The 10,875-nt window shown below is 46.9% G+C and carries 18 protein-coding genes and 1 tRNA gene; 3 read left to right on the top strand and 16 right to left on the bottom strand.

The annotated features are described in order from the left end of the window. The 3 genes from VLX91_17300 to VLX91_17290 all read left to right on the top strand — a co-directional run. Positions 1-603, top strand: a 603-nt coding sequence (locus tag VLX91_17300) for a sigma 54-interacting transcriptional regulator (GenBank protein ID HUI31969.1), incomplete at its 5' end; no start/stop codon positions are given. Between the two features lie 28 nt (positions 604-631). Beyond that, positions 632-2,227, top strand: a complete 1,596-nt coding sequence (gene dacB / locus VLX91_17295) for a D-alanyl-D-alanine carboxypeptidase/D-alanyl-D-alanine-endopeptidase (protein ID HUI31968.1) — start codon at positions 632-634, stop codon at positions 2,225-2,227. A 76-nt stretch (positions 2,228-2,303) separates the two neighbouring features. Beyond that, positions 2,304-2,378: transfer RNA gene (locus VLX91_17290), tRNA-His, on the top strand. Between the two features lie 94 nt (positions 2,379-2,472). On the opposite strand, the gene VLX91_17285 is transcribed toward VLX91_17290, so the two are convergent. The 16 genes from VLX91_17285 to VLX91_17210 form a co-directional block, all read right to left on the bottom strand. Beyond that, positions 2,473-3,852, bottom strand: coding sequence for an MATE family efflux transporter (locus tag VLX91_17285; GenBank protein HUI31967.1), 1,380 nt, complete (start codon positions 3,850-3,852; stop codon positions 2,473-2,475). A gap of 208 nt (positions 3,853-4,060) precedes the next feature. After that, entirely contained in the window at positions 4,061-4,462 is a 402-nt protein-coding gene (locus tag VLX91_17280; GenBank protein HUI31966.1) for a dihydrofolate reductase family protein, read from the bottom strand. Between the two features lie 3 nt (positions 4,463-4,465). Further along, the gene (locus VLX91_17275; GenBank protein HUI31965.1) at positions 4,466-4,612 is read right to left on the bottom strand and encodes a hypothetical protein; all 147 of its coding nucleotides are present in this window, start codon (positions 4,610-4,612) and stop codon (positions 4,466-4,468) included. Between the two features lie 39 nt (positions 4,613-4,651). Beyond that, positions 4,652-5,023, bottom strand: a complete 372-nt coding sequence (locus tag VLX91_17270; GenBank protein HUI31964.1) for a DUF1801 domain-containing protein — start codon at positions 5,021-5,023, stop codon at positions 4,652-4,654. Positions 5,024-5,044: 21 nt separating this feature from the next. Next, positions 5,045-5,890, bottom strand: coding sequence for an alpha/beta hydrolase (locus VLX91_17265; protein ID HUI31963.1), 846 nt, complete (start codon positions 5,888-5,890; stop codon positions 5,045-5,047). Between the two features lie 40 nt (positions 5,891-5,930). Continuing rightward, positions 5,931-6,362 carry a VOC family protein gene (locus VLX91_17260; protein HUI31962.1) on the bottom strand — a complete coding sequence of 144 codons (432 nt, stop codon included), beginning with the start codon at positions 6,360-6,362 and terminating at the stop codon, positions 5,931-5,933. A gap of 30 nt (positions 6,363-6,392) precedes the next feature. Continuing rightward, complete coding sequence (locus VLX91_17255) at positions 6,393-6,866, bottom strand: VOC family protein (protein HUI31961.1); 474 nt, start codon at positions 6,864-6,866, stop codon at positions 6,393-6,395. 60 nt (positions 6,867-6,926) lie between these two features. Further along, on the bottom strand, positions 6,927-7,307 hold the full coding sequence (locus VLX91_17250; GenBank protein ID HUI31960.1) for a YciI family protein: 381 nt from the start codon (positions 7,305-7,307) through the stop codon (positions 6,927-6,929). Beyond that, positions 7,304-7,720 (bottom strand): YciI family protein, encoded by a 417-nt coding sequence (locus VLX91_17245; protein ID HUI31959.1) that lies wholly within the window; start codon positions 7,718-7,720, stop codon positions 7,304-7,306. Before VLX91_17245 ends, VLX91_17250 begins: the two co-directional genes overlap by 4 nt. A gap of 53 nt (positions 7,721-7,773) precedes the next feature. Beyond that, a complete protein-coding gene (locus VLX91_17240; GenBank protein HUI31958.1) occupies positions 7,774-7,950 on the bottom strand; it encodes a dihydrofolate reductase family protein in 177 nt (58 codons plus the stop codon). After that, positions 7,950-8,111 (bottom strand): hypothetical protein, encoded by a 162-nt coding sequence (locus VLX91_17235; GenBank protein ID HUI31957.1) that lies wholly within the window; start codon positions 8,109-8,111, stop codon positions 7,950-7,952. The genes VLX91_17240 and VLX91_17235 overlap by 1 nt, the downstream gene beginning before the upstream one ends. A 24-nt stretch (positions 8,112-8,135) precedes the next feature. After that, positions 8,136-8,606: a YciI family protein gene (locus VLX91_17230; protein ID HUI31956.1), complete on the bottom strand. Its 471-nt coding sequence runs from the start codon at positions 8,604-8,606 to the stop codon at positions 8,136-8,138. 33 nt (positions 8,607-8,639) lie between these two features. Then, the gene (locus tag VLX91_17225) at positions 8,640-9,014 is read right to left on the bottom strand and encodes a VOC family protein (protein ID HUI31955.1); all 375 of its coding nucleotides are present in this window, start codon (positions 9,012-9,014) and stop codon (positions 8,640-8,642) included. Between the two features lie 104 nt (positions 9,015-9,118). Then, the gene (locus VLX91_17220) at positions 9,119-9,682 is read right to left on the bottom strand and encodes a dihydrofolate reductase family protein (protein ID HUI31954.1); all 564 of its coding nucleotides are present in this window, start codon (positions 9,680-9,682) and stop codon (positions 9,119-9,121) included. A 53-nt stretch (positions 9,683-9,735) separates the two neighbouring features. Further along, positions 9,736-9,882 (bottom strand): hypothetical protein, encoded by a 147-nt coding sequence (locus VLX91_17215; GenBank protein ID HUI31953.1) that lies wholly within the window; start codon positions 9,880-9,882, stop codon positions 9,736-9,738. 5 nt (positions 9,883-9,887) lie between these two features. Next, positions 9,888-10,316: a DoxX family protein gene (locus VLX91_17210; GenBank protein ID HUI31952.1), complete on the bottom strand. Its 429-nt coding sequence runs from the start codon at positions 10,314-10,316 to the stop codon at positions 9,888-9,890. Between the last annotated feature and the right edge of the window lie 559 nt (positions 10,317-10,875).

Below are 10,875 nucleotides of genomic sequence, written 5' to 3'. Positions count from 1 at the left end.
CAACTTCAGCCGAAACTTTTGAGAGTGCTGCAAGAGCATGAGGTCCGAAGGATTGGGAGTTCGGTCTCGAAAATTGTGGATGTAAGGATAATCGCAGCGACAAACCGCAACCTCGAGCAGCTTGTCAGAGAAAAACTTTTTCGTGAGGATTTGTTCTATCGTCTCAGTGTAATAAGGATAGAGCTTCCGCCCCTTAGAGAGCGACAGGAGGATATCCCGCTGTTGATTGCGCATTTCATGACGAAATACACTCGTCAGCACAATAAAAAAATTTCCGGCATCTCCGACGAACTCCTGTCGACTCTGAAAAAACTCGATTGGCCCGGGAATGTCAGAGAGCTTGAAAATTTTATCGACCGCTCAATCGCGCTGGCGACCGGACGAGTTCTGTCGCTTTCGGATATCGAGCTTCCGACTGCGAGTCCGAAAGACGCATCATCGTGGTCTGCCCACCTTCCGACAAATCTCAGTTTAAATGAGGTTGAGGCAGAATATGTCAAGAAAGTTTTGAAAGAATCCAACAATAACTACGGTGAAGCCTCGAAAATCTTGAGGGTTAACAAGAGCACACTTTATAGAAAATTCGGGAAGCCGCATAAATAAAGATTTAGGAAGTTAGAAAAATATGGAGATGAGAAATATTTCATATTTCTCCATTGCTTTTATTGTCCTCGTTGTTTCATTTCCGCTCGACGCGCGGGTGAAAGGGTCCAAGTCACAGGCAGTTCTCAAACGTGAGATAAACTTTATAATAAAAAGATCAAACACGCCGAGGACCGTCAAAGCCATCGACATATATTCGCGGAGAGATGGAAAGAATATCTATGAATTCAATTCCGGTTTCCTCTTAAATCCCGCAAGCAACCTGAAAATTGTCACCGCGTCTTTCGCACTTCAAAATCTCGGAATCGATTACAGATTCAGAACAAGATTTATTGTTGACGGCATCCGCCGACCTAACTCAATTGACGGAGACCTGGTTGCAGCTGCCTGCGGAGATCCGATTGTTTCTCACGCGGATCTTGATTCAATTGCAGGTATTATCTCGGGCAGTGGAATCGAAAGCATAGACGGCAATCTTGTTATCGACGCTTCAAAATTTGATTCGCTTGAATGGGGCTCAGGCTGGATGTGGGACGATGAGCCGGGTGACTACCAAATGTTCATCGCACCAGCTTGCTTGGACCACAATACGATCGAAGTACTCGTATCCTTAGATTCGATCAAACACAATCTTCTGATAACGACACAACCGGTTACAGCTTTTGTTCGCATCGCTTCAACCGCCGTCGCGGACATATTTGACAGCCTTTCCGTTACCAGGGTGATGACAAACGACATAAATACAATATCGGTGAGCGGAAAATACTCCCCCTACCTTTCACCCTCCGATTATTATTTTTCCGTCAGGCACCCCTCGCATTATTTTGGAACCGTATTCAAAGAGATGCTCGAGAGGCACAATATCAAACTGCGTGGCAGAGTCGTCGTCGAAGATTCTTTGCTCCGGATGGATATTGCAGGTCGGATAAACAAGGCAGCAACCGGACCGGGTACCATCTGGACACTGGATCACTCATTGGACACCGTCGTCACTTATGTCAACAAAGTGTCGGACAATCTGGGAGCCGAATGTCTCCTGCGCAGCGTTCCTAACATAATTTACGGACAGACCGGGAGCGCCGACAACGGCATAAAACTCGAAAAAACTTTCCTGAGCCAATGCGGAGTCGATTCAACTGAATATTATATAGTCGATGGTTCCGGACTGTCTCATTACGATTTAATCACTCCGGATGCGATAGTAAAGGTTTTGAATTACGATTTAAATCAGCCGTACCGGGACGTCTTCATGCATTCCCTTCCCGTTTCCGGAATTGATGGCACGCTGGAGAAGAGAATGAATAAAGATTTCGCCGTGGGAAAAATCCTTGCCAAAACAGGCTCGATTAGCGGCGTGAGCACGCTTTCGGGATATGTTTTGCTCCCGAAAGACACGCTCGTTTTCTCAATGCTGATGCAGAATTTTATCATGAGCGGCGATTCAATACGCGCCTTACAGGACAGCATCGGAACTGTGCTCTCCTTATATGATGATAATTCGGCTACATTCGTGCGAAACCTGAAAAAAAATAACGCTGGAACTTATTGGGCAGCATACGAGAAGAGAAAGTTCCGCCTGGAAGAGATGAACAGAAACAGACGGAAGAAGCACATCTCGAAATGATTCCGCAAAAATGAATCACACCAAGCGTTGAGGTTGTACCTTCATTTCATTAAATTATGTACAAGTTTGTGTGCATGCTGGCGTAGCTCAGTTTGGTTAGAGCACTTGACTGTGGATCAAGGGGTCATGAGTTCGAATCTCATCGCCAGTACAAGACTCTTCGTCGACGTTGTGCCAATCGAGTTAGTGGTGGGGCACTTCAAAGAAGCCGTCAAGCGTTACCAGGTTGAATAAATAGAGTTTTCTCATATCTTTACTTCCTTCCATTTACCCTTTTTGAAATAGTACCAGGTTACCAGCGCGATCACAGTTTCGGCTATCGGTATTGCCACCAGTGCTCCCGACCAATTCATTTTCAGTCCTTCGGACAAAAAGTAAGCCAGTGGAATTTGAAGCAGCCAGAAGCAAACGAAATTGATCACTGTAGGCGTCCTTGTATCACCTGCGCCATTAAGTGCCTGGGTCATAACCATGGCGATTCCGTAAAAGATGAAACCCGATCCGAAAATTTCTAAAGATAATGCACCATGCCTTATTACCGATTCGTCTTGCGAGAAGAATCGAACGATAGGAGTTGAAAAGAACAAGAAAAGCAGCATCACAAGGCTCATGAAAACAGTATTGTATTTAGCTATGAGCATGACACTTTGTTCCGCTCGCTGCAGTTGTTTGGCGCCGAGATTCTGACCCACCAATGTCGCCGCCGCGTTGCTCAATCCCCAGGCAGGAAGAATGAAAAAGATAAAACTCCTCAAAGCAATCTGGCATCCTGCCGACGCAGTTGTTCCGCCGGTTTCAGCCACCAAGCGGACAATCAAAATCCAGCTTCCGCTGGAAATAATAAATTGAAAAGCAGCAGGCCAGGAGATGTTCAGAATGGATCTGATTACATGGGAGTCGAATCGAAAAAGCGGCAGGTGAACTTTTAGTAAACCGCTTCCTCTGAACAGGTGATAAGATTGAAAGAGCACACCGGAACTTCTTCCTGCCACTGTAGCCATCGCAGCCCCTTTTAATCCGAAAAAACGGATGAGAATCGGGCACAAAACAATATTCACACCGCTGGCAATCCACAAACTTTTCATCGCCATCGCAGGGTCGCCTGCTCCACGGAAAATGCCGTTAATGAGAAACAAAAGTATGATCGACAGACTCCCGCCAAACATTATGCGGGTAAATATCGCTCCATCCCTCACAACATCGGGAGTTGCACCCATAAGTGCCAAGATATTTCCGGAAAATATCATCCCAACCGTACCTAGGGCAACCGCCACAACCAGGGCAACTAAAAGTGATTGGGCACCGGCCTTTGACGCAGCCTCATGATTTTTCTCGCCAATTCTCCTGGCGACAATAGCCGTCGCAGCCGAACTCAATCCAAACGAGATGGAATAAATAATCGTGATGACGGATTCCGTCAAGCCGACAGTAGCAATTGCGTTCCGCCCCAATTTTCCTACGAAGAACATATCTACAAGAGCGAAAACACTCTCCAAACTCAGCTCAAGGATCATCGGTATCGCGAGCAGTATTACAGCCTTCGGAACGCTCCCCTGTGTATAATCCAGCTCCTCGCTTCTGAGCGACTGTCTAATTATTGAAATAGCGTTTCTTATCTTAAGCATCTTGATTTGAAATTCATTGAACGATAATGACATGAATAGGGATAGACTAAATCGAAGAGAAAAGTCTCAGAGACCTTTCTCTGGTTCAATCCTTTCGGGATTCCCGGCAATTACTCCGAGAGACGGCGTGCTTGTTAATACATGGTAATTAAACTTAATAATTTCCCCCGAGACTTCCTACCGGTGTTTCTCGTTTGTCAAGAACAAGTCACCTTGCGGACACGCAGTGTAAGACCACAACGCCGGATTTGAATGTTTTTCTGTCTATGAGTTTCAATCTAATCATGTGGCTCACACCATCGAACAACCGTCTTCCCTTTCCGCAAACTACCGGTTGAATCGCGAGCCAATATTCATCGATCAAATCTCGCCTCATAAACTCTTGAGCAACACTTATTCCACCCAATGAGATGTTCTTGCCCGGCTGTTGTTTTAACGTGATGACTTCTTCCGCCATGTTATCCTTAACCAATCTCGTATTGTTCCATTCCGCTTTCTGGAGAGTCCGTGAAAACACAATCTTAGGGATGGCATTGAACTTATCGGCAAAATCGAGAATGCTTCTCGTAGCAGCGGGATCATCGTGTACATGAGGCCAATAGCTTTCCATGAGCTAGTAAGTCACTCTGCCGAACACCGCGAGATCCGATGTGTCGAGCAAGCCGCTGTAAAACTCATGCAATTCATCGTCAGCGACCGCGACGGTATGATCGCCGAATCCATCGAGCGAAACGTTTATAGCTAAGATTAGTTTTCTCATCTCAGAAAACATCGTGCTCTAAATGAGGCGTTGCCAAATTCACGCTCTCTTCTTTGAGAACCGGTTCTTATTCTCGGCAATTCTCGCTTTTACTATTTTCTTCACAAGCAATGTCGGTATCGGTTTGTCAGGCTGAAATTGAATAGTGCCTTTACTGGTCTTGTAGTCCTTGAGCTCAGATTTGTATTGCTCTACAATGCCCCCCGGATAGAAAGCGCAATGATTTGCTCCGGCACCAAACCACAGGAGAACTCTTCCTTCCATCCTGAATGCCGGCATCTGGTAGCTTATGCATTCTTCAGCTCCCGGTGCAACACCTTTGATGATCTTCCGAAGCTTCTCAAGTGCTATGCGCTTGTCTTCATCTAAAGCACCAAGGTATCCATCGACCGTCTTCGATATACTTTTCATTGATCATGCTCCTTAATATTTTTATTTAGTAGCCGCTTGCGGCATAGGTTCGACGAGAAATCCTTCTATTATTGAAGCAGCGGCCGCCGGCGGTTTGTTTCCTTCCTTTGTTGTTTCTGCTGTACCGATGTACTCTCCGTGAGCCCCGGGAAGGATCGCCAATCGTCCATGCGGCAGGAGACGATACATCTTGATTGTGTGTTCGGGTCTGACAACGTCGTGGTCACCATTCATTATCAACACCGGCGATTCTATAGAACGAATTTCGTCTGCGGGCCAGTCTTTGAACTGCAGCATTCTATTCCTGTCTTCTTGAAACATAACCTGCAAATCATTCGGGTGCGGTGCCACCTTCAGGTAAGCCTCCTTCAAAGCTGAGGGCATATCGTCAAGTGTGCCATGTTCCATCCTGTCCCAGAACTGTTTTGAAAACGCATCTCGTTTGAACGCGGCCGAAGCAACGACAAGCTTACGGACAAGCTTGGGATGCCGGATTGCGATCTGCAGAGCATCCCCTCCTCCGTTGCTGAACCCAAAGAAGTCGGCTTTATCAATTTTCAAGTAATGCATCAGAGCCGCGACATCATCTGCATCTTGCTCGAAAGATTCGGGACGGTCAATATCTGCGGTATGCCCGTGCCCCTGCAGTTCAACCGCGACGACTTCCCTATCTTTGCAGAGCAACGGTAAAATCGCTCCGAAGGACGTTTGAATCGTCGAACCGCCGCCGTGAAGCAGAACGAGCGGAACCCTGTCATGGCTGGTCTCATGAATCTCGTAATACATTTTCAATGCACCCACAGGAGCATAGCCACTGCTGTCTTGGCCGCGCGCAACAGCCAACATGGTCAATCCGACTGCTATCATTTCGAAAGATTCTTGAAACACCGTTGATTTCCTTTCAAGATCACTTCTGTTTCGGATAAGTATAATTGATCATCCATCTTGTTCCGAACCTGTCGGTGAACATCCCGAAGTAGGCGCCCCAGAATTCGTCATGGATCGGCGTCTCTATTTTGCCGTCTATGGAGAGTTTATCGTATAGTTTTCTTGCTTCTTCTTTGCTGTCTGCCTCAATTGAAATATTGAAATTATTGCCATACGACAATTTATGCCCCATGGATTCGAGAGCGTCCGTACCCATCAGAATATTTCCTTTGCCGATGGGCAAAGAGACATGCATGATTTTGTCTTTCGCATCGGCCGGAACTTGATCCCCGAAGGGAGTCTCCTTAAATCGCTGGATCGCGACGAACTCTCCGCCGAAAACCGATTTGTAGAAATTAAATGCTTCTTCGGTATTTCCTTTGAAGTTCAAGTATGGATTGAATGTTGCCATAATTGCATCTCCTTTTATTATTGTCCTTCATTATTTTCCTTCGTAAGCTCGTTTCAATTCCCCGATATCGAACTTTTTCATCTTCAGAAAAGCCTGTGTTACACGTGCCACCTTGGTCTTGTCCTTATCTTTTTGCATCTTAGCCAAAATGGTCGGAATAATCTGCCATGACAGACCGTATTTATCCTTAAGCCAGCCGCATTGTTCGGCTTTCGGATCTGCAGACAGCTTCTCCCAGTAGTAGTCTATCTCCTTTTGGGTTTCACACGGTACTACGAACGAGATTGACTCATTGAATTTAACAAACGGACCTGCGCTCATGAATGTAAAGTCCTGGCCTAGCAACTCGATGGTCACAATCTCTACAGTACCGGACGGCGTATTTCCAAGTTTTCTTGTCTCCTTGATTTTCGATCCCTTAAAAATAGAGTTGTAAAACTCTGCCGCTTCACCGGCTTCCTTATCGAACCATAGGAACGGGGTTATTTTCTGTTTTGATGTCATCTTTGTTCTCCTTCTATTAATAGTCGATTGGTGATCATGGAAATCGACAACCGGCATCTATCACCGAACAGTTTCATACCGCCCGTCTTCTCTCAATCCGTTCTCGACCGGTCGTATCTCAATGCTACCGAAACGAGCTGAAGGCCACTCTGATGCGATCTGTATCGCCTCATTCAAATCAGATGCTTCGATAAGAAAGAACCCACCAAGCGTTTCTTTGGTTTCAGAGAAAGGGCCGTCGGTGATGGATAGTTTCCTATTGCGAACTCGAACCGTCGTCGCGTTGCGGACGCTCTGCAATGGTTCTGCTGAAATGAATTTACCACGGCGTCTAAGATCTTCAACATAATTCATCGTTTGAGTTCGCAAGGAATCCCATTCACTCTTCGTGAGGGTGTTCAGCTTATGCTCTTCCTCGTATGCGAGGCAAATGTACTTCACGGCACATCCTGTTCCTTTTCACCGCGTCTTTTCTCGCTTTCCTCAATCATCGCGCTTAGATCGGCGGCGGGCCGAATCTCCCAACATCCTCCTCCTTTATTAAGAGCGAGCGACGGATGTTTCGACATAAGCTGTATTGCATGGTTCAGGTCGTCCGCCTCAAGTATCATGATTCCACCGATCTGTTCTTTCGTTTCGGCGAACGGCCCATCCGTGACCGACACGCGGCCATTCTTGATTCGTAAGGTGGCCGCGTTCAGTGCAGGTTGAAGAGCTTCGCCGCCGACGTAACGGCCGGTTCTCTTCAGCTCTTCATCATACGAAAAACACTGATCCACAAAATTACTCCGTTCGCTTTCGGAAAATTCCTCGAAAATTTTTTCGTCCATGTAACCAAGACAAATGTATTTCATGGCTATTCCTTATCTTTTTTGCAATGGTTTCTTATACTTTGAGTCAGTTATTTTCACTCCTGCCCAGAAGTTGGTCGATAGGTTGCCATTATCACTCCGGTTGTCGTAATCTTACTGTCGATCAGCTTAAGGGCAGAAAATGGGCTGCCATCCGGAAAGAGGCGGCTTCCCGATCCGAGAACCAATGGGTGAATGGAAAGGTGGTACTCGTCGATCAAATTGTGCTTCATCAACGATCGGACAAGAATTCCGCTGCCATGCTGACGGAGTCGATGTACGGCACCGCCCAGCCGCCGTGCTTGAAGTCGCCGCGGGTGTCCTCGTCGGGCCGCGCCGGCGCCTGCATGACGCCGTCGAGTTTGAGACCAAGGTAAACAATCACTTTGTTCATTTTTAACTACCGCTTCCCGATCGACTAACGGGCGGGTACTTTAGATTTTCTTTTTTTCTCGATCGCTTCCTGTACCACTTTGCTTTCTCCGGCTTTCCGGACTTCAGGAGGCATCTCAGACATCTCAAATATCTGTCTCACCTCTATGACTGCGCCGCTGTCGACTTTAACTGCCGGGCATTTCTTTGCCCACTCGACCGCTTCTTCTTTTGACTTCACATCGATCAGCCAGTAGCCGCCGACCACTTCCTTCGCTTCCACGAAGGGCCCGTCGGTTACGGTTGCTTTACCGCCTTTGTACGTAACGCGGGCACCTTTCAATAAAGGATGAAGACCATCGAGTGATATGAGGATTCCGGCTTTTGCCATTTCCTCGTTGTACTTGTTCATCGCTTCTACTGCTTCCTTTGGAGGAGCAAAGTTCGCATCCGCCTTTTGTTTCGGCGATGCGTTTGGCTGGTATTCCGGCGGGATCATAAACATCATGAATCGCATTGTAGTATCTCCTATGTTGATCGTTAATGAAATTTATTTCGCATGTTCATCTACTTCGAAAACTCCGAAGGTATTGTTGTCCTGATCGAGAAAATAGCCTTGCCAGCACCGTCCTGGTACAGCAAATTTTGGGAGTGCAACTTGCCCGCCATTTTTCAATATCAAGTCGCTTGTTTTGTCAAAGTTGTCGACTTGAACAGAACAAACAAACGCATTCGTACCATGTTCCGTTGGAGGCACCTTTGCCGGCCTTTTTAAGAGTCCTCCATTGATGCCGTCGGTTTCGATTCTATACTCGATCGGAACAAGTTCTTCCCTGACAAATTTCCATCCGAACACTTCTTTATAGAATTCTAACTCTCTTTTCGGTTCCGACGACTGGATTTCAAAATAACCGACTTCGTTCATTTCTCCCTCGTCGATAGTTTTCGAATTGTCATCTTGTTCACTAAGTAGTCGATTGAGGTCAGACAAAATCGACATGGGAAAAAAGGATTCTCATAGATCCCTTTTTAATCGCGTATAGGTTCATAGCAAAGGAAGACACTCCCACTCCTGAAGGCTCTCGATTTAGTCAACTTCAGTTTCAATTTCTCTTTCACGCCTTCGAACATTGTCCTTCCCTTGCCGAGAACGATTGGAACGACGATGAACTGATATTCATCGATCATGTCTTCCTCAGCCAGTTGGGATACGATCGTTCCGCTTCCGAAGATCACCAGGCCCGGCCCGGATTCTTTCTTCATCTTTCGTACCTCGCCGACTACATTATCTTTGATTAGCTTCGTGTTGCTCCATGCGGCTTTCTCCATAGACCTCGAGAAAACAACCTTCGGCTGGTTGTTCATTGCCTGTGCAACGATGGGGTCATTCGTACGCGCCATCTCCGTTGGCCAGTAACTTGCCATCAAGTCATAGGTTTTTCTGCCGAACAGAAATTCGCCGCCGCCCTTTGCGTTGTCCTGAACAAACGCCTGAAATTCGGGATCACTGTCGTGAGCCCAGCTCATGTCGCCTTTCGCGTCGACGAAATAGCCATCCAGCGATATGAAATTGAAAACGATCACTTTACGCACTGTTATTTCCTCCCTCTTTTTTATTCTTCAATGAACTTGTCGGTGGACTCATTCTATGTCCTGTCGTAGCTTGCCTTAGCGATCTGATTTATTATACTAACACGATGCGTGACCATGCTGTTCCATGATCCGGATACTTCAAGTAAATCAGGGGGGAGCTGAGAATACGTTTTCAACTCCCCCAATATCAGATCAGTCATTGATGTTATTCAGCTTTTCGAAACGACAAGAATTCGCGCACGCGGCTGTTGCGAAGATAGAGTCCCGCCCAGACCAGTATGCCGAAGTAAACCGGGAACAGGATGTTGCTGAAGAGGGGTGTGCCAACGCGCAAGTTAGCTTCGACTGCGCCGCCGAGGTATCCCGTCAACAAGACCGCTCCGAGAATCGCAGTGCGCGGATATAAGTAAACTACCAGACACGCGAATAAGATTATGCCTACTGCCATGATCGTGTTTGCCGAATATCCGAGCTGGGCAGAGGCTTTCACCACGGCGTCCACCTTCAGTATCTTTGTGATGCTGTCGAAGAGCATAAATAACACGACAATGCCGGTTATGATTCGACCTGTCCAGACAGCGCCTCGACCGTGCGAGCGCCGAGCAGTTGCTGAATAATCTATTGTTGCTTCCATGACTTTTTCCTCCTCTTGTTTTTTATTTGCTAAATTATCGTTCACATTAAGTAGTCGTTTGAGAAGGCGGGAAATCGACAGAAGATTATATCCTTTTTTTCTCCTCCAAGAATTGCGGTAGTCTATCCCTTTCGAGTGGCGGGGGGCGGCAATCCCTCTGCGTCTCTTGTCATTCCGACCAAACAAGTGCGTGTCTCGAAGGGATCCGCCTGTCCGATGAATAGGCGGAGAGGAATCTTGCATTAGCTTCCACTCAATCCGGCATTCACGATCGGGTACTGATTCAGTTAGGAGTTGAGTGGCTCAGTTTGCGTGATCTGAATAATCCCTTGCGAAAATGGAGTCCCGTCGCGTCGAACTCACCTCCTTAGTCCCCCTCTCTAATAAATTAGAGAGGGGGAAATCGCGCTTTGCGCGAAGAGGGTGAGTTAGATCGAAGAAGGGAATTTCGTAATTGCCATTTTTTCCTAAGTCCGTACACCACACTCTTCCATTCCGATTCAAGTTGAGCCAGCATTTACGATCTCCATAGAAGATTTCTCCTCGCAAAGAGCGCTCG

The organism is Candidatus Acidiferrales bacterium (assembly GCA_035515795.1).
Taxonomy (GTDB): domain Bacteria; phylum Bacteroidota; class Ignavibacteria; order Kryptoniales; family JAKASW01; genus JAKASW01.
Note: the sequence above shows the minus strand (reverse complement) of the source record. Positions and strands in the feature narration are given on the sequence as shown.